The following is a 23,854-nucleotide window of genomic DNA, read 5'->3' on the forward strand; positions in this document are numbered from 1 at the left end:
CAATCAGTCTTCTTTCCATTTACGATTGATGTTATCGACGATTCTTTCTACTTCTGACCTTGTATTGGCGTTAATTAAATGAAAAGGTTTCTTATGATAGACACGTTCACCGTTAAACCATCTATAGGACACCGCCTCTTTAATCGTTGAAAAGAATGAGTGATTTATATCATATAGTTGCATAGCTTCGGCTATTAGGTTTTGGTAATGATTCACTGCTTCGAAATGTTGCTGTTCCATCGCTTTCTTTAGCTTGACGGAGATTTCCGGAAATACGACAGCTGTACTATTAATACTTCCGTTGGTGCCGATCATCATACCAGGTAATAAATGATCATCAAAACCTGTTAAAATTACAAATTCAGTGTTTTTAGGTCTAACGTTTTCAATTAATTTTCTGTATCTGCCTATGTCACTAACCGTTTCTTTTATTCCTTTTAAATTGTCATGTCTTTCTAGTAACTCAGGAATAATGTTTACTGGGATCTCTTGTGATGAAAGCATCGGCACATTATAGAGATAGGCATCCATTTTAATGGATTGAATAATTTCGCTGAAATAATCGATCAGTTGTGCTTCACTTAATGGCCAATAAAAGGGATTAACAATTAAAACTGCATCCGCTCCTGCTTTTTCAGCTTTTATCGCTAAATCTACCGCCTCTTCAACAACATTGCTTCCGACATTTACCATACACTTAACCCGCTTGTTGATATAGGGGATGACATGATCAATATAATCGCTCTTTTGTTGGTGCGTCATTGAAGTGAACTCACCGCTGCTCCCTAATAAGAGAAGTCCATCTACCTCTTTTTCAATCAGAATATCAATTAGTCGGAAATTCGTTTCTTTATCTACTGAGCCATTTTCATCAAAAAACGTAACAAGTGGAGGAATGATGCCTTGCAACAACGTAATCACCTCAGACTTCTTTATTTTTGAAAGGAACCGACATAATTCTTTAATGTGCCGATGGGTGTAGAGCTAATCTCAATCACATCCCCTACCGCTAATGTGAAATCGTTATCGGGAACAATACACGTGCCCGTCAATAAGACCGTTCCAGGTACGATGTCATTGTCGCGTATTAGAAACTCTACTAATTCCTCTAGTTTTCTTTTTAATTGACTCACACTTGCTGACCCCTGGAAAACAACCTCGTGCTCCCTGCTAATCGTACACATAATCGAAAGCTCATATGGATTTTCAATGCCAGTTGGCATAAGAATGGCTGGGCCAATGGAACAAGATTTTTTCCACACTTTCGCCTGTGGCAAATATAAAGGATTTTCCCCCTCAATATCTCTGCAACTCATATCATTTCCTAATGTATAACCAATGATCTCTTCCCCTTCGCCAATAACTAAGCCTAGTTCAGGTTCAGGAATTTGCCAGTTTGAATCACTTCGGATCAATAACTCTTTATTTGGACCTTGGGTGCGCCGTGCAGTCGATTTTAAAAAGATCTCAGGGCGCTCAGCGTCGTACACTTTATCGTAAAACGTTAATACATCGAGCTTTCCATTCGTTGCTTCGTAATTTCGGGCCTCTCTGCTTTTCATGTATGTTACTCCTGAAGCCCATACCTCATCTGCCTCTATTGGGATCTCCAAGGCCGTTTCTTCAATTGATACCGGAGCCAGGCTGTTCTCTTTAATATACATTTCTGCTGTTTTCGCATTTTCTTTAAGATAATAATAAAAATTCACATAGTTATTGAAAGGGACGACATACATTTCAGAAAATGTCTGTCCAATCGCAGAATGGACAATATGTTCTTGATCTTTAAATCGAATGAATTTCATATAGAGTTAGTCTCCTTTTTGGATAGATTGTTTAGCCGATTTTCAAATTCGAACCTGCTCACAGCATGATAACGCATTCATTTTTTTAGTCACTAACCGGAATGCATATGAAAGCCGTCTTCTTTCAATCCAAGAAAATGGTCTTGAACTAAAACCATTATTCTTGGATTCTCACAAATTCGTTCTATTGAGGCCCAGGTCCCACAGGTTTTAAAAATCCTGCATGAAGAGAAATTCTCTTGGCCAAGTCTACAATCTCCCGTTCTGCTTCTTTTTGTTTCTTTTCCCAACTTGTTGTTAGCATCGTTACACTAACAGCGGCAATGACTTCATCCTCTTGATTCTTTACTGGGGCAGCAATACAGAAAAAATTTTCTACAGCTTCTTGATATTCCTTGATATAGCCCTGTTCATTTAGTAGGGCGATTTGTGCCCATAGCTCCTCTACTGTTTTGATGGTGTATGGCGTTTTAGCCTCAAGGCTTCTTCCCTCATACAGGTCCTTCATTTCGTTAAACGTATATTTGGAAAGGAGAACTTTTCCCATCGCGGTTGCATGAGCAGGAAATTTCATTCCTGGATCAGTGGCGACCCTTACTGGGGAACTCCCCTCTTTCTTTGCCAAATATAAAATATCGACACCATCCAAAATCGAAAGCTGAACCGTTTCATCTAAATTATTGACAGTATTCGCAGCCTCCTCCGAAAACGTGCCAATTAAATCAAATTGACTCGAGTACAAAGCACTAAATACACCAAATCTCATTCCAAGGGAATACGTATCATCCTTCCCTTTCTTCACCCAGCCGAGCGTTTCGAGTGTGTTTAGTAATGAATAAAGTGAGCTTTTATTAATATTTAATTCATTGGAGAGATCAATTAACCGATATTGATTGGGCCGATAGGCAATAAGATTTAAAATGTTATCTGCCCTCCCAATCGCGGGAACCCAATATTTTTTCTCCATAGCGACAAACCCTTCTATTTTGTTTAATATAATAAACTCGGTTTTCTTATTAAAACCTAACATGATCATTTCAAGTAGTCAATATCGTATTTTTATTTAGAGGCAATTGTCCATTCAAGTCGGTTTCATAAGATAGGCCGCACCGTTGAGATAGCCATCCATCTAACGTTCACGTTTTTTTTAATTGAAAAAAATCTATTTCCAACTCATAAATTGTATGATATCATCAAATTAGTTTTATACAACAAACTAGGTTTCTTATACAAAACCAAAGTAACGACGTTTTTAGCTGTATAAAGATGAATGGAGCCATTAACGAAGGATGAATGAGCAAAAACACCTAGTTGAGCAAAACTTTAAGGGGGTGAATTTCCGATTAAGTTGAAAGCGCTTTATTAAAATTCAGCTTTATAGGTGGTTCTCGAAGCAATGATAAGACGTTTTATAAGGGTAGTTGGCTTGATAAAAATGATTGCTTTCATTTCGTTGAAAGGAATAATCTCAATCATGGAGGAAAACATATGTCCTTGCATTTAATATTTGGCGATGAGGATGTCTCTCTTTACAACATTCAGACTCATGCAAAAGGAGCGGATGGCTCACTCCCCCTTACATCCGAGATGTTGTTACATTCACCAAGTGGCGACCTTTTTGGACTATCTCAAAACGTTGGTATGGGATGGGCGCCTTCCCGTCTCCTTGGAAAACAAATTTTAATCCTAGGCACTCAAGGTGGAATCAGGCATGAAAATGGCGCTCCGATTGCCTTAGGCTATCATACTGGCCACTGGGAAATAGGCCTGCTCATGAAGGAAGCGGCGGAAGAAATTCGCAGACAAGGAGGCGTCCCTTTTGCCGGATTCGTTAGTGACCCATGTGATGGCCGTTCCCAAGGAACGACTGGCATGTTTGATTCCCTGCCGTTTCGAAACGACGCAGCGATTGTATATCGAAGGCTAATTCGCTCGTTGCCAACGCGCCGTGCCGTTATTGGCGTTGCGACATGCGATAAAGGCCTTCCGGCAATGATGGTCGCTTTAGCGTCCATGCATGACTTGCCAACTATTATTGTTCCAGGAGGTGTCACGCTTCCGCCTACAAACGGTGAAGACGCAGGCAAAATTCAAACGATTGGAGCACGATACGCCAATAACGAAATCACCTTACAAGAAGCTGCCGATCTCGGGTGCCGTGCTTGTGCGACACCGGGAGGAGGATGCCAATTCCTTGGAACAGCTGGCACCTCTCAAGTCGTTGCCGAAGCGATGGGTATCGCGTTGCCTCACTCGGCACTGGCGCCATCTGGCCAGCCGATCTGGATGGAGATGGCTAGACAATCAGCCCGTGCAGCATTAGAGATGGAGAAAAAAGGGCTATCAACTAAAGACATTATGACGGATAAAGCGATTGAAAATGCGATGGTTGTTCACGCGGCTTTTGGCGGTTCAACCAATTTACTCCTTCATATCCCAGCCATTGCCCACGCCGCTAATTGCAAGATACCTACTGTCGAGGACTGGACAAGAATCAATAAAAAAATCCCTCGCCTCGTTGATGTCCTGCCAAATGGGCCTGTTGGCCACACGACTGTTAAGGTATTTCTCGCAGGTGGTGTTCCTGAGGTTATGCTGCATTTAAGAAAATTAGGCGTACTGCATGAAGATGTACAAACTGTGACTGGAGAAACTCTTGGTGCAAACCTTGATTGGTGGGAAAAATCCGAAAGACGCGCTCTAATGAAAAAACAGTTGCTCGAAACAGACGGGATTGATCCAGACGATATTATCATGGACCCAATCAAAGCAAAAGAAAGAGGCCTAACTTCTACGGTTACATTCCCGAAAGGAAATATTGCGCCTGAAGGATCTGTCATTAAATCGACTTCTATTGATCCTTCCGTGGTAGGAGAAGACGGAATTTATAGACATACCGGGAAAGCGAAAGTCTTTACTTCAGAAAAGTCTGCTATAAAGGCAATTAAACATGGAAGCATTGAAGCAGGGGACATCATGGTTGTGATGGGCGGCGGCCCTTCCGGAACGGGGATGGAAGAAACCTATCAACTAACATCGGCATTAAAACATTTGTCTTATGGAAAACATGTTTCCTTGATTACAGATGCCCGTTTTTCAGGTGTTTCTACTGGCGCATGCATTGGACATATCGGACCTGAGGCATTGGCAGGCGGACCAATTGGAAAATTACGCGATGGAGATGTGATTGAAATCATCGTTGACCGCAATGAGTTAGTAGGTTCTGTCAATTTCATTGGAACGGAAAATGAGCGGCTTTCTTTGGCCGATGCAAGTCAAGTACTGAAAGAACGCTCCCTCCATCCAGACCTTCAACCGAATCCAGATCTGCCAGACGACACGCGTTTATGGGCTGCGCTCCAATCCGTAAGTGGAGGAACTTGGCGAGGAAATATTTACGATACAGATCGAATCATTGAAGTTCTAAAAGCTGGGGTAAAAGCGTTAGAGGAAGAACAAATAAACGTCTAAATGGCACACAGGTTAAAACGTGCGTAAAATTTCCCCCATTGTGCTTCATAAATGGGGGATTTATTGAAAGCGTTTTCCGTATAGGGCGTTCTTCAATGAACGGCGCTTTCGGATAGTAGACAATCCAAGTATGTTGAAAGCACACGAATACTTATTCATTTTTGGAGGTTTAGGATGCCATTATTTATCGTAGCAGTTGGAATTGTCTTGTTACTCATTTTGATTACTGGATTCAAGTTAAATACATTTGTTTCCTTAATTATTGTCGCTTTTATCGTAGCGTTGGCACTAGGCATGCCTTTAGAAAATGTAGTGTCCTCCATTGAAGGCGGATTAGGAGGTACACTTGGCCATATCGCGTTAATATTTGGGCTCGGTGCTATGCTTGGCAGGTTAATTGCGGACGCAGGGGGTGCCCAGCGTATCGCCATGACGTTAATTAACAAGTTTGGAGAAAAGAGAATTCAGTGGGCCGTTGTCGTTGCTTCGTTCATTGTAGGCATTGCCCTATTTTTTGAGGTTGGCTTAGTATTATTAATTCCAATTGTGTTTTCGATTGCAAAAGAACTAAAAATTTCTATTTTATACTTAGGCATTCCTATGGCCGCCGCTTTATTAGCAACGCATAGTTTCTTACCGCCGCACCCAGGACCGACCGTAATAGCTGGCGAATATGGGGCAGATCTTGGCGTCGTTTTACTCTACGGGATTATGATTGCCATACCAACTGTCATTATAGCTGGCCCTCTCTTTACTAAGGTTGCTAAAAAAATTGCACCGGATGCATTCAACAAAACAGGGAATATAGACTCGTTAGGAGAACAAAAAACATTCACACTCGAACAAACGCCTGGATTTGGTATTAGTGTCTTAACTGCGATGTTCCCTGTTTTATTAATGGCTATTTCTACAATCGTCGATCTCGTCCAGAACTCAGTAGGATTTGAGGATAATACGATCATAGAGATCATTCGCCTTGTCGGAAACCCTTCGTCTGCCATGTTACTATCTTTATTGCTTGCATTTTATACAATGGGGATAGCAAGAAAGATCCCAATCAAACAAGTGATGGATTCATGTTCATCATCAATTGCAGCGATTGGGATGATGCTATTAATTATTGGAGGCGGAGGCGCCTTTAAGCAAGTACTCATTGATGGCGGTGTCGGAGATTATGTAGCCGAACTATTTAAAGACACGTCCATGTCCCCTCTTTTATTTGCTTGGCTCGTTGCGGCAATCTTGCGTATATCTTTAGGTTCAGCCACCGTTGCGGCTATATCTACAGCGGGATTAGTTGTGCCAATGCTAGCCCAATACGATGTCAATTTAGCCTTGGTCACTCTTGCAACTGGAGCAGGCAGCTCGATTTGCTCCCATGTGAATGATGCCGGATTTTGGATGATCAAAGAATACTTTGGGTTAAGCATGAAAGAAACATTTTCAACATGGACGATCTTATCGACAATTACTTCTGTCGTTGGATTAGGGTTTATTTTATTATTCGATGCATCCTTCATCATCGCAGGAATAGCCATCGTTCTTATTAGTGTGGCAGCCATATACTTCAGCACCATGACTCCAGTAAAAGATAAAAGAAAGGCGTTAGGGGCATAGAGTCGTAGACTCGTGCTCCCTCTTTTCTTTTGATGAAGCTTGCCTTCTACTTCCGTTTTCGACTGGCTCGCCCTGCTCGTGCCGAGCAGTTTTGCGGGAGAGGCATGGACGCCTTTCAAATTCAATAGTGTTGCTCATTCTTTTTTTCGAGCAAGCCGTACCTTTTTTCGGCCTGCTCCGGGTTTTCGTAAACGGCGATTTTCGAATCAATAAGCGCCAGATTTTTCTTCAGTGCTTCCATCTGCTTTACGACTTGTTGACGATGGTCGGCGAGCATTGTTTTTCGTTCTTCAATCGTCTGCAAGCCCTCCGCACACCAATCGGCGTACTGCTTGATGTCTTTGATCTTCATTCCCGTATCCTTTAAACAGCATACCATAGCTACCCAGTTGAGATCCGTGTCAGTAAATACCCGGTTGCCGGATTTATCCCTTCCGATAAAAGGCATTAGACCTTCTTTATCATAGAAACGTAGGGTGTGAGCGGACAGCCAAACTTGCTCGCGACCTCGTTAATGGAGTAAGTCAATTTTTTTATTTCACCCCTTGACTTAGAGTTAACTCGAAGTACTACACTCACTATAGACCACTGCTAACAAGAGTTCAAGTGGTCTCATAATAATCAGAAGGAGAATGGGACTATGATTTCAACGCATAAGGTTGCACTCGTAACGGGAGGCAGCCGAGGGCTTGGCCGAAATGCCGCTATCGCTCTTTCCCGTAAAGGGATTGACGTGATTATCACGTATCATACTTGCAAGGACGAGGCGGACAAAGTTGTTCAAGAAATAGAAAACAGTGGACGAAAAGCGGCAGCGATCCAGTTAGATACCGGCAACGTATCCTCATTGGACGCATTTGTTTCCCGGCTGTCCGCAGTTCTGCACGAAAGATGGCTAAAGAATGGGGAAAGCGAGGCATTCGGGTCAACGTGGTCGCCCCCGGTGCGATCGCGACCGATTTTGGCGGAGGAGCGGTAAGGGACAATCCGCAGATGAATGAACATGTCGCCTCTAATATCGCACTAGGCAGGGTTGGAGAAGCCGACGATATCGGTGGGGTTATCGCTTCCTTGTGCACAGAGGAGTTCGGCTGGGTGAATGGGACTCGCCTCGAAGTATCTGGCGGGCAGATGCTTTAATTGAACAAGGTATTCGTTGTAAGTAGGCAAAAAACAAATTACCACTTGGTAACACTTTCTTCAGGCATTAATAAAACGCCTCTGAGAACTGAATCTCAAAGGCGTTTTGTCTAGTGGCATCGGCGTTCGCTTTATTTTCGTTCGAATTTCTTGAAATACAAACCCTTTTCCGCTGGTTCTTTTCAGAATGGGATAAAATCACTATCCCAATGATCATCTGTTAGGACATCCCCGTGTACATACGCTTTTCTTTTCCTCTTTAATTGTCCAAAAAAGCCTGCCGACTACCTCAGCAAAACGGAGTCTTTGTCGACAGGCTGAAGCGGCCCCGATTTAAAATACGGCCCAATGGGTGATCCTCATTTCTTATTCTTCTCGTCCAAAAGCCTTTGTATCAATGTTTTTCTCATCAAGAAATTCTTCTATTTTTTTCTGTTCTTTTCCATTCACTACACCACTTTGATCGAGTAGTGATTCAAAGTCCATTTCCAAAAAATTTCCTTCACTAATGTCGTCAATCAGATTATTCAGTGCATCATTTAATTCATAAAGGTATTGATTGGACGCTGTCATGTACTGACTAATTCTTTCAGCCTCTTCTTGATACCCTTCAGGCAACGTATTATTTAAAATATAATTAGAGAAATTCTCATCGTTTTCTTTTATGAGCTTGTTAATTTCGTTAAATGCATCCAAATCACGTTTAGTTAATTGTTCAGCTGCATCGATCATCTCCTCGAATGGATCGCTTGCATGATATAAATCTTCGCTGCTGTCTAAATACAGTTTTATGCTTTGTTTGATTTCTTCTTCGTCAATGAAGTCATTGTTTTTTTCAGAAGTGAAAATCGTACTCGGTATTTCTACGTCGCTTGTGCTAGGTGTTGCATCCTCAGTAGCATCGATATTTTCTTCTTGCGAACATGCAGCCAACACAAAAATGATGAAGAAGCTAATAACGATTCTTTTCATTCATTTCTCCCTCCATTTTTCTCCTGATTTCTTGTTACGAATTTATTACTAAGCTCGCTACAGCTTCTACGTGTGTGGTCTGCGGAAACATATCAACTGGCGTCACTTCTTCTGTCTTAAAGCCGCCATCTTCGAGAATGCGCAAATCACGGGCCAATGTCCCTGGGTTGCAGGATACATACACAATGCGTTTTGGCTTCATTTCAATCATTGTCCGCAGCAATGCTTCGTCGCAGCCTTTTCGCGGTGGGTCGACGACAATGACGTCGGCGTCGATGCCTTGGTCATGCCAGCGAGGAATGACTTCTTCCGATTCGCCGACGGCGAATGTGGCATTGGTGATCTGGTTGAGTTTGGCGTTGCGCTTGGCGTCTTTAATTGCTTCGGGGACAATTTCGACTCCGTAGACATGACGCGCTTTTTTGGCTAAAAACAGCGAAATCGTGCCAATGCCGCAGTACGCATCGATAACGGTTTCGTTTCCTGTTAAGTCAGCGTATTCGAGCGCTTTGCTGTAGAGGCGGTTCGTTTGTTCAGGGTTGACTTGGTAAAAAGAGCGGGCTGAGATTGCAAATTGAATACCGTTTATTTCATCATACAAATAGTGCTCGCCCCAGAGCACTTCTGTTTGCTGGCCGAATATGACATTTGTCCGTTTGTTGTTGATGTTTTGGACGATGGATACGACGCCTGGCACATGCTTTCGAATGCCGGAAATGAACGCTTCTTTGTGAGGCAGCTTCTTTTCTTTTGTGACGAGTACAACCATGACTTGCCCAGTCGTTTTTCCGTAACGGGCGACAATATGGCGCAATACGCCTTGATGGCTTTGTTCCTGGTAGGCGGGGATGCGCAGCTCTTTGGCAAGCTGTTTGACTGTCTGCACAACAATGTCATTTTCTTTATGTTGGATGATGCATTGATCCATATCTACGATGGAGTGGCTCCGTTTCGCATAAAAACCGGCAACGAGATCGCCTTGTTGGAAAGCGACTGGCACTTGCGATTTATTGCGGTAGCGCCATGGATCGTCCATGCCAATGACAGGGCGGACAGGTACGTTGGGAAGTTTGGCGACTCGGTCCATGACATCTTTTACTTGTTTTTGCTTATAAGCTAGTTGGGCGCTGTAATCCATATGTTGGATTTGGCAGCCTCCACATTTATAGAAAATCGGGCAAGGCGGCTCAACGCGATGCTCGCTTTTTGTTTGGACTTGGAGCAACCGTCCATAGCCATAGCCCGCTTTTGTTTTCACCACTTTAATGTCGACTGTTTCGCCAGGAAGTGCCTGAGGGATAAAGAGGGCGTAGCCGTTTACTTTCGCTACGCCTGCTCCTTCATGGGTCAAATCTTCTATTGTAACGGTGAGCGTTTCGTTTTTTTGTACAGGTGGTGCTTGTTTTTTCATCATTAAAATACGTCCTTTGCAAACATTCCTTTTCCTCGCCTCATTGTACCATGAAGTTTGCTAGGGACAAAGCGCTAAACCGTTTGGCGTTGCTTAAGTGCGGTGATAAATGTGTTTGCAAATGAACGACATGCTGCTCGTTCTTCGTCTGTATTCGGGTCAAATTCGATTTCAAGCCCTTTGGCCGTGACGGTTGCGCCGCCATTTTTCAAAATCGATTCAAATGTATGGACCGCTTCACAAAAAGCAGGGTAAACGCGGTCCCCTGAACCGAAAACAGCGGCAATGACGCCTGTTAAGTCTAGTTCAGCTAACTCTTCGGCAAAATCTTCAGCTTCATAGGGCAAGTCGCCGTCTCCCCATGTATAACTACCGATCAATACTCCGTCGTAATTCAATAGTTCCGAAGCGTTATAGCCGTCCATTTCCTCCATATCAATTTCAACACCGTTTGTAGCTAATTCTGCTTTGATCAGTTCAGCCATATCTTCCGTATTTCCAGACATGCTGGCAAATACAATCAATACGCGCATGAAAGTCTCTCTCCCTTCCCATTCCTCACATTTATAATAAATGATATTGATAATCATTTTCAATGAAAAAACAGGGAACAATTCTCTAAAAATCCAGGTAACTTGTTTTTTTGCGAGGGAGCCTCCTTAAGAAAACAAACAAAAACACAGCTTCTAAAAGAAAGAAGCTGCGTTTTCACTAGTTTCGTTTGCGGTCTTTCGGCATAAGCATCTGGAAATGGTGATACAAATTTTCAAATTCGGCCGGCAAGACGCCGCCTCTTTCGCCGTCGAGGTTCAGCTTCATTTCATCGTCTCCCATGACCGATACTTTAATGCGGTTCGCTTTCACGTACATTAATTTCGGGTGGTTAATATGCTCGCCCCGGAGTGCAAGCGATGCCAAATGGACAAACTCAGGAAACGATGTCTTTTTGACAATGATAAAATCAAACAACCCATCTTGAATGGAAGCGGCTGGGCATAATTTTTCAAAACCACCGACGGAGTTTGTATTGGCGATCAAAAACATCATGATTTCGTCTTCAAACTGTTTGCCATCATATTCGACCTTGACAAAAGTCGGCTTGACTTGTGGCAATTTTTCCAGCCCTTTAATGTAATAAGCGAGCTGGCCAACGATTGTCTTTAGCTTTGCCGGAACTTCATATGTCAACTCGGTTAACGTTCCTGCGGCAGCGATATTGGTAAAATACTTCTGGTTCATGCGGCCAATGTCAATCGGCTCAAAGTGGCCTTCACACAAAACGTCGCATGCTTTTTCAATATCTCGAGAAATGCCAAGCGCCCGGGCGAAATCATTGGTCGTCCCTGCTGGGATAATGCCGAGCATTGGGCGTTTCTCCAGTCCCGCTAGTCCGTTAACGACTTCAAAAATCGTCCCATCTCCTCCAGCAGCAATGACGAGATCAAAGCCCCGTTCTCCTGCTTGGCGGGCAGCCCGTGTCGCGCAGCCTTCCTCTGCTGTCGTCGCGTGTGCTGACGTTTCATAACCCGCCTTCTCCAGGCGTTCTAATATGTAGGCTAAGTTCTTTCTTAGTTGCTCACGGCCAGAACTTGGATTATAAATTAATCGTGCCCGTTTCATAACGATCCCTACTTTACTTTTTTGCAATCATGTCATTCTTCTATTGTACTAAAAACAATAGCGAGAATGGGCGTAAGACCTACTCAATTTTGTGAAAAATAACGGCAAGCAACACTTTCTATCTTTTCCCGTTTCTCGCGCTAGTAAACGCTGAGTTCATAAAAAAGCAAGAGAACGGCTTGTGTTCAGCTGTTCTCTTGCATGTTCCTTAGCGCTTGTCCATTTCTTCAAGCAAGAGTTTGTTAACCAATTGCGGATTGGCTTTTCCTTTTGTCGCTTTCATCATTTGGCCGACAAGGAAGCCAAGCGCGCGGTCTTTTCCATTTTTGTAGTCTTCAATCGATTGTGCATTGGCATCAAGCACTTCAGCAACGATTTTGCGTAGTTCGCCTTCATCGGAAATTTGCACGAGCCCTTTGTCTTTAACAATTTGTTCAGGGTCGCCGCCATTTTCGATCAACTCTTTAAACACTTTTTTAGCGATTTTTGAAGAAATCGTTCCAGTTGTAATCAGCTTAATCATGCCGGCAAGCCCTGCTGGCGTAAGGGCTGAATCTTGCAGCTCTTTCTGCTCGGCGTTCAAGTAGGCGAGCACTTCACCCATCAGCCAGTTGGAAGCCAGTTTGGCGTCAGCGCCTTCGCGAATCGTCTCCTCAAAGAAATCGGACATTTCTTTTGTGAGCGTAAGCACATGGGCATCATAAGCAGGCAAGCCGAGTTCGTTTACATAGCGGTCTTTGCGGGCATCTGGAAGTTCAGGAATTTCCGACCGGACACGCTCTTTCCAATTGTCATCTATGTACAGATTGACAAGATCTGGTTCAGGGAAATAGCGATAGTCGTCCGAGCCTTCTTTAACACGCATTAAAATTGTTTTATTGCCAGCTTCATCATAACGGCGCGTTTCTTGTTCGATCACGCCGCCTGAAAGAAGCACTTGTTCTTGGCGTTTTTCTTCGTACTCTAGCCCTTTGCGGACAAAATTAAACGAGTTTAAGTTTTTCAACTCTGTTTTTGTGCCGAATGCTTCTTGGCCGATTGGGCGCAATGAAATATTGGCATCGCATCGTAAAGAGCCTTCTTCCATTTTACAGTCGGATACGCCTGTATATTGAATAATCGCTTTTAGTTTTTCTAAATACGCATAGGCCTCTTCAGGCGTACGGATATCCGGCTCAGAGACAATTTCCACTAGCGGCGTGCCTTGGCGGTTATAATCGACAAGAGAATGCCCGTCTGTGCCATGCGTCAGCTTGCCGGCATCTTCTTCTAAATGAAGGCGCGTAATACCAATGCGCTTCTTCTTGCCGCCGACTTCAATTTCGATCCAGCCATGTTCGCCGATCGGCTTGTCAAATTGCGAAATTTGATATGCCTTTGGATTGTCTGGATAAAAGTAATTTTTGCGGTCAAATTTTGTATCAGTCGCAATTTGGCAATTGAGGGCCATCGCTGCTTTCATCGCAAAATCAACCGCACGCTTGTTTAATACCGGCAATACGCCAGGATAGCCAAGATCAATGACACTCGTGTTTGTATTCGGTTCAGCACCAAAATGGTTGGGGCTAGACGAAAAGATTTTTGAGTCTGTCTTCAGTTCCACGTGCACTTCAAGTCCAATAATCGTTTCAAAATTCATGTCCAAGTCCCCCCTTTACAATGAAGGTTTCTCTTTAGAGAAGTTCGTTGCTTTTTCATAGACATCGGCAACACGGTAAATCGTTGCCTCGTCAAAGTGTTTGCCGATGATTTGCAAGCCGAGCGGCAAGCCGTCTTTGAAACCGCACGGGAGCGAAAGCGCTGGCACACCGGCAAGATTGACTGGTATCGTTAAAATGTCATTGGCGTACATCGTTAATGGGTCATCGGTTTTGGCGCCAATTTTAAACGCTGGGGTTGGCGCAGTTGGCCCAATGATCACGTCATAATTGGCAAAGACATCATCAAAGTCTTTTTTAATCAGTGTGCGGACTTGCTGGGCTTTTTTATAGTAGGCGTCATAATAACCTGAGCTAAGGGCAAACGTCCCGAGCATGATCCGCCGTTTCACTTCATCACCGAAGCCTTCAGCCCGTGTATTCTTGTACATATCGAGTAAGTTGTCGGCATTGTCAGTGCGGTAGCCATAACGAACGCCATCAAAACGGGCTAAGTTAGCAGACGCTTCTGAAGACGCAATGACATAATAAGCTGCAAGAGCGTATTTCGAGTATGGCAGGGAAACTTCTTCCCAAACAGCGCCTTCTTTTTCCAATACGTTAAGGGCATCGAACACGGCTTTGCGCATTTCTTCCGATACGCCATCGCCAATGTACTCCGACGGTACGGCAATGCGAAGCCCTTTTATTTCGCCTGTAAGCGACTCTCTGTATGGCGGAACCGGCAAGTCAGCGGATGTCGAATCAGACGGGCAGTGGCCGGCAATCGCCTCAAGCAAATACGCGTTGTCCTCGACCGTGCGTGTAATCGGCCCAATTTGGTCAAGGGAAGAGGCAAAAGCAACAAGGCCATAACGGGACACGCGCCCATATGTAGGTTTTAAGCCGACAACGCCGCAATAAGCAGCCGGTTGGCGAATCGAGCCGCCTGTATCAGATCCTAAAGCAAATGGGACTTCCCCTGCGGCTACTGCTGCAGCGGAGCCGCCACTTGAACCGCCTGGCACATAATCGGTATTCCACGGGTTTGTCGTCACTTGGAATGCCGAGTTTTCATTCGAAGAGCCCATCGCAAACTCGTCCATGTTGATTTTCCCAATCGTGACTGTTTCTGCTCCACGGAGTTTCGTCACAACCGTCGCGTCATAAATGGGATCGAAGTTTTCTAAGATTTTGCTTGAGCACGTTGTCCGCAAGCCTTTCGTGACAATATTGTCTTTAATGCCAATCGGCATGCCAAACAACACGCCTTTTTCGCTTGCGTCTACTTCGTCAAGCTTCTTAGCGAGACCACGCGCCCGTTCTTCGTCAAGCGTTAAAAACGCCTTTACTTTTGAATCAACGTCAGCAATACGCTTGTAAGAAGTATCGACAAGGTCAGAGACGTTGATTTCTTTTGCAGCAAGCAACTCATGCAGTTTTGTTAACGAATGATCAAATAATGACATGCTTGTCCTCCTGTCTATGCTTCAATCTTAAAATACCGACGGAACCCGGATTTGGCCATCTTCATGGTCTGGTGCATTTTTCAGCACTTCTTTCACATCAAGGCCTTTTTCCGGTTTATCTTCACGTAGGACATTATGCATTTGCAACACATGTGTCGTAGGCACGACGCCTTCTGTATCGACTTCATTCAGTTGTTCTGCAGCAGTAATGATGTCTTCAAGTTGGTTGCGGAATGTTTCAGCCTCTTCTTCCGTAATGGCAAGCCGGGCCAAATGGGCTACATGTTTCACTTGTTCTTTCGAAATTCTTGACATTTTGACACCTCCAAAACGGACTTGTTGACAATATGATTAATGATACCAAATTGCTGCAAGGCAAGCAACTTAGGCGGTATGACGGATAGGTATGTATGAAACAGGCTTCGCTTAGATGGGCATAAGTGAACATAAGTATCCACTTTCACACCTATGCCCTTATTACGACTCACTCAGCTTGACTTGCGGCCAACTTCCGGCCAATGACATTCGCTGAAACTGGTTCCTTGCCAATCTCTCTCGCCCAAACAGACAATTGGCCAATATGATGGATTTCGTGGGCAATGATATGGCGCATGACGATGCCCCATGTGTCATCGCACACCTTGCCATTTCCTCCCTTTTCAACATAACGGTTCTCTTCCATTTTCTCATCCCAGCGGTCTACAAACGCCTTTACTTCCACATGGTATGCTTGGTCAAGCGCGCGCACTTTCGCCAAACTTTTAAAGGAATCAAAGTCTTCCTCTGGGTTGGGCTTTCCTTGCAAGTCGCGAATCCAACTCCATTCCACATCGACAATATGGAGCAACGTTCTTAAAATGCTGCCCACCCCTCCTGTCCGCTCAGCAAGCAGCTCTTTTTCGCTAAGTTGTTCACACCACTCATACCACTCACGACGAACTTGCCAATTGTATTCAAAAAACGGTTTCATTGTTTCACCCCTGAATCTCATGTCTTGCCATGCTTTATTTTATCTCAAACTCCGCCGCAAGCGTGAAACTAGAATCGATCCCGTGTGCCCATACTTCTTTTACCGCTCTGTACTTACCTGGGCTAAGTCCCCCAATTTCAATGTCGTCACGGTGCTCGCCACCGATTGGCAATTCGACGCCAATTTCAATAAAAGCCATTTCTAGCGGCACCGTTCGCCACTCTTGGCCAACTTGTTTTTCAATCGTATAATCGACACCTAAAGATAATGGGACAGGGCCTTCGTTATGCAAAACAAGTGTTGCCGATGAATCACTAGCTGAATAAACGCTTTCGGTAAATGCCAGTGTCGCATTCGCTTCAGGAATCGGGACATAGATATAAGACAGTTTGGTATCTTCTACTTCGCCACCAGCATTTAACATTTCAACGCTCAATAAATAGGCTGCATTCTCTTTTTCAGGCAGCGTGTTCTCATAGATTTCGGTTCCGCTCGACTTTACCTTGTCTACATAAATGATGTCTTCATCAATTAAGGCGCTTTTCGCAATTCCATCCCGTTCCGTCAACTGAACGCGGACATCACGCTCTACCGGTTCTCCGTCCATTGTATGGCCAAAAAAGATAATTTCAAGTTTGCTGCCGGCTTGTTGGGTTCCTGAAGTAAGGCCATATCCTCTTATTGGGCGATTTTCTTCTTGTGAAAACCAAACGCCAGTTGGCAAATCATATTCCGTTTGCTGCCAAACCTCCTCTTTAATGTCAAATAAATCGGTAAAAGTAGCATCTACAGCAAGCGTATCGGTTAAACCATCGCCGATTTTAGACGGCAATTCGCCATGCCCTTTTGCCCAAGTTGCTTCATCATCAAGATGAGTCTGTTGATTGGAATTAGACGGTGAGTCTGCTCCCTGTATATTCGCTGTGTCTTGGCCGCAACTAACAAGTGTGACTGCCACACTTGTCGATATAGCGGCAAGCACAATGTTTCGAAAACGGTTCATGCCCGTTCACGCTCCTTTATTCTATTATACATATAAATGAGAAAAAGAGGGGGTCCAGCAGGTCACGATTAGGTGGCGTGAAAAGAAGAATGGAAAGGAAGAAAAGGAAAAATACTTGTGAAAGGATAAGAGGAAAACGTTCAAGAGGCATAAAGGAGTAAAGCCGCTTACTTTGTCCGCTCTTTAATAGCGTCAGCAATAGCAGTTAATGCTGCAGCTGTTTTCATTTGGCTGTCTTCGACTTTAGAAAGGCGGGCATTTGTTTCCAATTGAGCAGTCTCTAAGTTGCCAATGCGGCGATTCATTACGACATGCTCTTCTTTCATTTCATCAAAACGTTTGTCCATATCGTTTTTCATGTTATCAAAGCGTTTGTCCATTTCCGAAAAGCGACTCTCCACTTGGTCAAAACGGGTTTCCATGTCATTTTTCATGTCAATCATCACTTTTCTCATCTCTGTGACTAGGGAAAACAACTGGTCAAAATCACGGTCATTTGTCGTCATTTTGTGATTACACCTCCCATTTTTTATCATTATAACCGAGGAAAGCGTAAAAAAGAAAGGCTTAATTCCGCGTTTTTGCCATTTGCCAAAAACATATCTCCCCCAAAAAAGTTGGACAAAAAACAAGGCAAACCACGGGCTTGCCTTGTTCAGTCTGTAAACATATCTACAAACGCTTTTTAACAGCGAGAGTGATCGTGCATTCTTTTAGCGCGATCCTTTTATATAAGGCTTGCCTAACGCTTTTGGACCTTCTGCCCGGCCAACAAAACCGGCAAGGGCTAAAATCGTCAGCACGTAAGGGGCAATTAGCAAAAATACAGGCGGCACATCAGAAAGAAACGGCAGCTGTTGGCCGACTACACCAAGTGCTTGGGCCAGTCCAAAGAACAACGTTGCGCCAATTACGCCAAGAGGGTGCCATTTGCCAAAGATTAACGCCGCCAGTGCCATAAATCCTTGGCCTGTGATCGTAGTTGCTGAAAAATTACCGCTAAACGTCGCTGCAAAAACAGCGCCGCCAAGGCCGGCAAACACGCCCGACAACATGACGCCGATATAGCGCATCTTGATTACTCGTATGCCCATTGTGTCCGCGGCCTGTGGATGTTCGCCGACAGAGCGGAGACGCAAGCCAAACGGCCGATAATAAATGACATAATAAACGAGAAAGGCAAGTCCAAACGCAAGAAAGGATGTTGCATACACATTTGAAAAAAACAACGGTCCGATGACAGGAATGTCACTTAAACCTGGAATGTTAAAACGGTAAAACCGGTTTTCGATATAAGCGGTTTGCCCGCTGCCGTAAAGCAAATTGATAATATAGACCGAAAGGCCAACTGCAAGAAAGTTCAAGGCAACGCCACTTACGACTTGGTCTGCTTGGAAATGGATCGAGGCGACTGCATGAAACAATGAAAACAGCGCGCCGACCACAGCAGCGACAAGCAACCCGATCCAAACAGATAGAGCACCTACCCCTGCCGCTTCGAGAGTGAGCGTTGTGACGATGACAGAAAATGCCCCTATCACCATCAACCCTTCTAGGCCAATGTTGACGACGCCTGAACGTTCACTAAACAAGCCGCCTAGAGCAGCAAGCATTAAAGGGGCAGCAGAATAAATCGTCGTTGAAACAATTAGCGCGAGCACATCCATCGTTACTTATCCCCCTTTTTCCGCTTCAGAAGCATCAGGCGAACAACATAGCTTGAAGCGACAAAGAAAATAATCAGTGCAATGACGATGCTAATCAGTTCTGTCGGCACATTGGTTTGCTGGTTCATTGTCAATGCGCCTGTTTTCAAGCCTCCGAATAAAAAGGCAGACAAGAACACGCCAAGCGCTGTATTGGTACCTAGTAGTGCAACGGCAATGCCTTCAAAACCAACGCCTGTAAAGCCTGAAAGAATGCTCATGTATCCAAAAGTTCCTAAGCCTTCTGCCGCTCCTGCCAGTCCGGCAAATGCGCCAGAAATAGCCATCGAAAGAATAATATTGCGGCTAACATTCATTCCTGCATAAGTGGAAGCATTTGCATTTAAACCAACTGCGCGAAGCTCATAGCCCGCTGTCGTTTTCCATAAAAAGAACCACATAAACAAACACGCGGCCACTGCGATTAAAAAGCCATAGTGCAGCCGTGAATATTCCGTAAGAGACTGAAAGAATGGCGAAGCCAATGAGGCAGAAGGATAAATGCTTTCTGTCCGCTCGCCAGGTATAAGCAAGTAAGTGCGAATGATCGCATTGGCGGTATACAATGCAATATAGTTCATCATAATGCTGACAATGACTTCATGGACATGAAGCTTTGCTTTTAAGATGCCGGGAACAAGTGCCCACAGCGCCCCGGCTACCGCCGCAGCGGCAATAGAAAGTGGGAGGTGGATGGCCATCGGCGCTTCAAAAGCGGCTCCAACGTAAACAGAGGCAAGCCAACCGACAATCAGTTGCCCTTCCACGCCAATGTTAAACAGCCCTGTCCGGTAAGCAAATGCAACAGCGAGTCCCCCTAATATAAGCGGTGTCATCGTCCGAATCATTTCGCCAAAATAATAGCTGCTGCCAAAAATACCTGCTACCAATGCCCCATACGCTTCAATCGGATTATGGCCCGTGATGACCATCACGATGGCGCCGACAAGCAGCCCGAGCAGGATGGCAAGAAGGGGAATGGCGACATGCATAGCTTTTCCGGCCAGCAATTTATTCAAGTTCACTTGCTTCCACTCCTTTTTCACGGCTGCCTCCAGCCATTAACAGGCCGAGCTCCTTTTCATTTGTTTGGTCGGCTTCCACGATATCGACAATCTGGCCTTTGTGGATCACGGCAATCCGGTCGCTCACGCTAAGAATTTCATCAAGTTCAAGGGACATGAGCAATACTGCTCTGCCTTTGTCACGTTCTTTCACAAGACGTTCATGGATCGTTTCAATCGCACCGACATCCAGACCTCTTGTTGGCTGTGCCGCAATCAACAGGTCTGGAGAACGGTCTACTTCACGGGCAATAATCGCTTTTTGTTGGTTGCCCCCAGACAAGGCTCTTGCCGCCGTTTCAACAGAAGGCGTCCGTACATCGTAGTCTGCGACTAATTCTTTTGATTTTGCCTTGATGGCTTCCGCGTTCAGCAGACCATTTCGCGAGTATGGCGCTTGGTAATACGTCTGCAGCACCATGTTTTCTTGAACGCTGAAGTCAAGGACAAGGCCAAGTTTATGGCGGTCTTCAGGAATATGACCGACGCCCGCTTCCGTTACTTTGCGGGGGCTGAGATCAGCAACGTTTTGTCCGTTTAACCGAATTTCTCCTTTTTCTACCGGGAGCAAACCGGCAATCGCTGCGATTAACTCCGATTGGCCGTTCCCTTCAATGCCAGCAAGACCGACAATCTCGCCGGCGCGAATTGTTAAATCAAGCTGTTGGACCATTTCCACGCCACGGCCGTCTTTGACATAAAGATTTTTTACTTCAAGTACAGTATCTTTTGGCACAGCCGGCGTTTTTTGTACATGGAAATTGACTTCACGGCCAACCATCATTTCTGCTAGCTCGGCTGTTGTCGCGCTTGCCACTTCGACGGTGCCAATCCCGCGGCCGCGTCGAATGACGGTACAAACGTCGCAAATTTGTTTGATTTCTTTTAGCTTATGTGTAATTAAAATGATGGATTTGCCTTCTTCAGTCAGCTTTTTCATAATGTCCATCAATTCTTTGATTTCTTGGGGCGTCAGCACGGCCGTCGGTTCGTCAAAAATGAGGATGTCCGCGCCACGATACAGCGTTTTTAAAATTTCAATCCGTTGCTGCATGCCGACTGAAATATCTTTGACCAATGCATCAGGATCGACGGCAAGGCCATACTGGGCAGACAGGGCTGCAATTTCCTTGCTCGCTTTTTTCTTATTGATGCGGCCGCCTTTTGTCGGTTCCATGCCGAGAATGATATTTTCCGTAACCGTAAACGAATCAACGAGCATAAAGTGCTGATGGACCATGCCAATTCCAAGTTTGCCAGCAACATTTGGGCTTGTGATCGCTACTTTTTCGCCCCGGACTTTGATTTCTCCTTGCTCTGGCTGATAAAGGCCAAACAAAATGTTCATTAGTGTCGACTTTCCAGCGCCATTTTCCCCTAAAAGGGCATGGATTTCCCCTTTTTTCAAGCGAAGATTGACGTTATCATTCGCTACAATGCCTGGGAATTCTTTGCGGATGCCGTTCATCTCAATGACATATTCCATAGGATCAAACGCTCCTTTAATGAACTAAAAAGAAAGGCTAGTTTTTCACACTAGCCCATCTTGATTTCGTTTATCCGGCAAATTCATTAAACTCGTCATCGGTTTTTGGCACTTCCAGCTCACCGTCAAGAATTTGCTGCATGTAATCGTCCATGCTTTCGATGATTTCAGGGCTTAAGTTATCGCCAGTCGTCGCGTAATCAATTCCATCATCTTCAATTCCGTATTCAAGGATTTCGCCACCAGGGAAGTTGCCGTCCATCGTTTGCTGTGTCACATCTTGGACCGCCGTATCAACACGTTTGATCATCGACGTAAGTGTAACGGATTGGTCGCCCTCATAGACGCCTTCTTCATATTGGTCTTTATCAACGCCGATCGCCCATACTTGTTCGCCATTTTTGACACGGTTAATCGCTTCTGTAAACAGGCCGTTCCCTGTGTTCCCCGCTGAATGGTAAATGACATCTGCGCCTGTCGTATACATCGTGTTGGCAAGCTGCTGTCCTTTTTGCGGGTCAGTAAATACCTCCGCATATTGGACAATCACTTCTGCATCAGGGTTCACCGCATGAACGCCTGCTTTAAAGCCGTTTTCAAACTTCTTAATTAACTCGCTTTCAACGCCGCCGATAAAGCCGACTTTATTCGTTTCCGTTTGCAAGCCTGCCGCAACGCCCACTAAGAAGGAGCCTTCATGCTCTTTAAATGTAATATTTGCTACGTTGCTTAATGGATCGCCATTGTCATCTGTTACGACTGAGTCAATGATCGCTAATTGTGCATCTTCGTTTTGCTGCGCCACTGTTTTGACAGCATCCGCCATTAGAAAGCCGATCGCCCAGCTAATGTCCGTGTTTTCCCGTGTAAGAGCGCGCAAATTCGGTTCAAAGTCTTGGGCCGTGCTTGACTGTACGTAGTCATAGTTTTTGCCTTCTTCCAACCCGTTGGCTTCGCCAAACGCTTTCAAGCCTTCCCAAGAAAATTGGTTGAACGATTTATCGTCAATGCCACTAACGTCTGTTACCATTTTCGCAGTAAAATCCGAACTTTCTCCTCCACCTTCTGAACCCGCATTGTTTTCCGAACCATCGCCTTGTCCACAAGCACCTAGCACAACAACCGATGCGAGACCAACCGATAATGCCTTGATCCATTTTTTCACGTGAGAATATCCTCCTATAATGACTTCCAGCTTCTGCTGAAAGCGTTTTTCTTCATGTGGCTCGGAATAACGGCAACGTCATTCCTTTTTTGCCAGCAAACATACTATAGCATAAAATCATCGTATAAAAAACGAACATTTTTAGCATTTTAGTTGATAATGTGAATAAACGGCTCCCGGTCTGGATGATACGAGACAATGCTCTCGAGTGAACCGGAAAGCGCTGAAATGTTTACATCTACTGGTATGTTTTCATAGTATTCTTCGACTTGGCCGGCAATGTATTGTGTTAAGGCGACAACTTCCGTCTTGCCTTTATATTGGATATTAACGTCAACATTGAGCTTTACCATTTGATTGTCTTCATAACGTGCTCTGCCAACGACGCCGACATTATTTGCGAAGAAGGCTTGCACATCGGTACGGAATTGGGCAAAGCGGTCCGCATCGTCACGATGGTCTTCATTGGCTGCAGGTGAAGGGAAATGGACATGCTCTTGGTTAATATCTACCCAGTGAGGGTTTTCTCCTGGTTCAAATGTGCCTACTTTAAAAAAATGGCCCGCATTGACAGCATCCTTAGGCTGTTGGCTAAATAGCGCCACGACAATCGGCACGTCGCTCAAGTCTTCCTCCGAGTCGACGCCTTCACGCATCCGATTGACAATCGTTTCAGCAAACTCCATTCCTTTTTCCTCTTGGACAGCAGCGCTGATCGGTACAGAATCTGACTTTCCGTCATGGGTAAATTCGTATTCGCTATATAGCGATAAACCGAGGGCCACACCGCCTGTTGAATAGTCGCCTTCATCATTTACATTCATGTAGTTTTGCTCGAGTACGTTCGCTAGCACCCAAGGGCTGTTTTTCTCTTGTTCCATCGGGTCATCCCCTCCGCCCAAAGGTGGATTTAGCCCATTCGGATTTTCTTCTTCATCGTAGCGAAGCAACCATGACTTTACCGTATCGCGAGAAAGATGGGTGCCCTCCTGAAAAAAGTAATCGTTTGGATCGAACCGTTCTTTGGCAATGTCCTCCAGTCCCAGCTCAAGCCAATCCAAGTCTTTGCGGCTATAACCTAAATCAAGGCCATAGCCACGCGTTTGTCCATGCACATATGCCCCATCTTGCAGGACGCTTGCATAATAGTTCTCCTCTGACGGTACCGACGGGACAACGGTTAACGATTCATCCGCTTCCGAAACATCAGGCGTATTGGCTTCATCATCCTCTTCGCCGCCAAAGAAATTGCAGCCGGAGAGGAGAACAGCGCTTGCCAAACCAAGTATCCCCACACGCTTCATCTTTCAATCCCCCT

At 44.9% G+C, this 23,854-nt stretch carries 22 protein-coding genes and 1 pseudogene; 4 read left to right on the forward strand and 19 right to left on the reverse strand.

Going from position 1 to position 23,854, the window contains the following annotated elements; translation table 11 throughout:
• Positions 1–3: 3 nt before the first annotated feature.
• The 3 genes from BC8716_RS00565 to BC8716_RS00575 all read right to left on the reverse strand — a co-directional run bounded on the left by BC8716_RS00565 (position 4) and on the right by BC8716_RS00575 (position 2,772).
• Positions 4–909 carry a dihydrodipicolinate synthase family protein gene (locus BC8716_RS00565; protein ID WP_169715891.1) on the reverse strand — a complete coding sequence of 302 codons (906 nt, stop codon included), beginning with the start codon at positions 907–909 and terminating at the stop codon, positions 4–6.
• A 23-nt stretch (positions 910–932) separates the two neighbouring features.
• Positions 933–1,805: a fumarylacetoacetate hydrolase family protein gene (locus BC8716_RS00570; protein ID WP_094423494.1), complete on the reverse strand. Its 873-nt coding sequence runs from the start codon at positions 1,803–1,805 to the stop codon at positions 933–935.
• A 184-nt stretch (positions 1,806–1,989) separates the two neighbouring features.
• Complete coding sequence (locus BC8716_RS00575; protein WP_094423495.1) at positions 1,990–2,772, reverse strand: IclR family transcriptional regulator; 783 nt, start codon at positions 2,770–2,772, stop codon at positions 1,990–1,992.
• Positions 2,773–3,293: 521 nt separating this feature from the next.
• On the opposite strand from BC8716_RS00575, the gene BC8716_RS00580 reads away from it, so the two are divergent.
• Together BC8716_RS00580 and BC8716_RS00585 are read left to right on the forward strand one after the other, a co-directional pair.
• Positions 3,294–5,276, forward strand: a complete 1,983-nt coding sequence (locus tag BC8716_RS00580) for a YjhG/YagF family D-xylonate dehydratase (protein WP_094423496.1) — start codon at positions 3,294–3,296, stop codon at positions 5,274–5,276.
• 174 nt (positions 5,277–5,450) lie between these two features.
• A complete protein-coding gene (locus BC8716_RS00585) occupies positions 5,451–6,893 on the forward strand; it encodes a GntP family permease (RefSeq protein WP_094423497.1) in 1,443 nt (480 codons plus the stop codon).
• A 121-nt stretch (positions 6,894–7,014) separates the two neighbouring features.
• Here BC8716_RS00585 and BC8716_RS23050 read toward each other — a convergent pair.
• Positions 7,015–7,421, reverse strand: a pseudogene (locus BC8716_RS23050) (MerR family transcriptional regulator).
• Positions 7,422–7,533: 112 nt separating this feature from the next.
• Between BC8716_RS23050 and BC8716_RS00595 the strand changes: the two are divergent.
• Both BC8716_RS00595 and BC8716_RS22655 read left to right on the forward strand, forming a co-directional pair.
• Positions 7,534–7,872 (forward strand): SDR family NAD(P)-dependent oxidoreductase, encoded by a 339-nt coding sequence (locus BC8716_RS00595; RefSeq protein ID WP_257392275.1) that lies wholly within the window; start codon positions 7,534–7,536, stop codon positions 7,870–7,872.
• Complete coding sequence (locus BC8716_RS22655; RefSeq protein ID WP_257252774.1) at positions 7,785–8,033, forward strand: SDR family oxidoreductase; 249 nt, start codon at positions 7,785–7,787, stop codon at positions 8,031–8,033. Before BC8716_RS00595 ends, BC8716_RS22655 begins: the two co-directional genes overlap by 88 nt.
• A gap of 366 nt (positions 8,034–8,399) precedes the next feature.
• Here the strand turns inward: BC8716_RS22655 and BC8716_RS00600 are convergent, their stop codons facing one another.
• From BC8716_RS00600 to BC8716_RS00670, 15 genes are all read right to left on the reverse strand, one after another.
• Positions 8,400–9,005, reverse strand: coding sequence for an NDxxF motif lipoprotein (locus tag BC8716_RS00600; protein ID WP_094423498.1), 606 nt, complete (start codon positions 9,003–9,005; stop codon positions 8,400–8,402).
• A gap of 34 nt (positions 9,006–9,039) precedes the next feature.
• Positions 9,040–10,416: a 23S rRNA (uracil(1939)-C(5))-methyltransferase RlmD gene (gene rlmD, locus BC8716_RS00605; RefSeq protein ID WP_094429128.1), complete on the reverse strand. Its 1,377-nt coding sequence runs from the start codon at positions 10,414–10,416 to the stop codon at positions 9,040–9,042.
• A 74-nt stretch (positions 10,417–10,490) separates the two neighbouring features.
• Positions 10,491–10,949: a flavodoxin gene (locus BC8716_RS00610; RefSeq protein ID WP_094423499.1), complete on the reverse strand. Its 459-nt coding sequence runs from the start codon at positions 10,947–10,949 to the stop codon at positions 10,491–10,493.
• Positions 10,950–11,127: 178 nt separating this feature from the next.
• Positions 11,128–12,036, reverse strand: coding sequence for a diacylglycerol kinase (locus BC8716_RS00615; RefSeq protein ID WP_094429129.1), 909 nt, complete (start codon positions 12,034–12,036; stop codon positions 11,128–11,130).
• A 208-nt stretch (positions 12,037–12,244) separates the two neighbouring features.
• Positions 12,245–13,675 (reverse strand): Asp-tRNA(Asn)/Glu-tRNA(Gln) amidotransferase subunit GatB, encoded by a 1,431-nt coding sequence (gatB, locus tag BC8716_RS00620; protein WP_094423500.1) that lies wholly within the window; start codon positions 13,673–13,675, stop codon positions 12,245–12,247.
• A gap of 15 nt (positions 13,676–13,690) precedes the next feature.
• Positions 13,691–15,142, reverse strand: coding sequence for an Asp-tRNA(Asn)/Glu-tRNA(Gln) amidotransferase subunit GatA (gatA, locus tag BC8716_RS00625; RefSeq protein WP_094423501.1), 1,452 nt, complete (start codon positions 15,140–15,142; stop codon positions 13,691–13,693).
• Between the two features lie 27 nt (positions 15,143–15,169).
• A complete protein-coding gene (gene gatC / locus BC8716_RS00630; RefSeq protein ID WP_062750191.1) occupies positions 15,170–15,457 on the reverse strand; it encodes an Asp-tRNA(Asn)/Glu-tRNA(Gln) amidotransferase subunit GatC in 288 nt (95 codons plus the stop codon).
• A gap of 169 nt (positions 15,458–15,626) precedes the next feature.
• Positions 15,627–16,112, reverse strand: coding sequence for a DinB family protein (locus BC8716_RS00635; protein ID WP_094423502.1), 486 nt, complete (start codon positions 16,110–16,112; stop codon positions 15,627–15,629).
• A 34-nt stretch (positions 16,113–16,146) separates the two neighbouring features.
• Positions 16,147–17,115, reverse strand: coding sequence for an immunoglobulin-like domain-containing protein (locus BC8716_RS00640; protein WP_094423503.1), 969 nt, complete (start codon positions 17,113–17,115; stop codon positions 16,147–16,149).
• A 167-nt stretch (positions 17,116–17,282) separates the two neighbouring features.
• A complete protein-coding gene (locus tag BC8716_RS00645; RefSeq protein WP_062750194.1) occupies positions 17,283–17,621 on the reverse strand; it encodes a hypothetical protein in 339 nt (112 codons plus the stop codon).
• Positions 17,622–17,828: 207 nt separating this feature from the next.
• Positions 17,829–18,782: an ABC transporter permease gene (locus BC8716_RS00650; protein WP_094423504.1), complete on the reverse strand. Its 954-nt coding sequence runs from the start codon at positions 18,780–18,782 to the stop codon at positions 17,829–17,831.
• 2 nt (positions 18,783–18,784) lie between these two features.
• Entirely contained in the window at positions 18,785–19,831 is a 1,047-nt protein-coding gene (locus tag BC8716_RS00655) for an ABC transporter permease (protein WP_406550712.1), read from the reverse strand.
• 1 nt (position 19,832) lies between these two features.
• Entirely contained in the window at positions 19,833–21,371 is a 1,539-nt protein-coding gene (locus BC8716_RS00660; protein ID WP_094423505.1) for an ABC transporter ATP-binding protein, read from the reverse strand.
• A 70-nt stretch (positions 21,372–21,441) separates the two neighbouring features.
• Complete coding sequence (locus BC8716_RS00665) at positions 21,442–22,536, reverse strand: BMP family lipoprotein (protein ID WP_062750197.1); 1,095 nt, start codon at positions 22,534–22,536, stop codon at positions 21,442–21,444.
• A gap of 149 nt (positions 22,537–22,685) precedes the next feature.
• Positions 22,686–23,840, reverse strand: coding sequence for a CamS family sex pheromone protein (locus BC8716_RS00670; protein WP_094423506.1), 1,155 nt, complete (start codon positions 23,838–23,840; stop codon positions 22,686–22,688).
• Positions 23,841–23,854 lie beyond the last annotated feature (14 nt).

This window comes from Shouchella clausii, assembly GCF_002250115.1.
Lineage (GTDB): Bacteria > Bacillota > Bacilli > Bacillales > Bacillaceae_D > Shouchella > Shouchella clausii.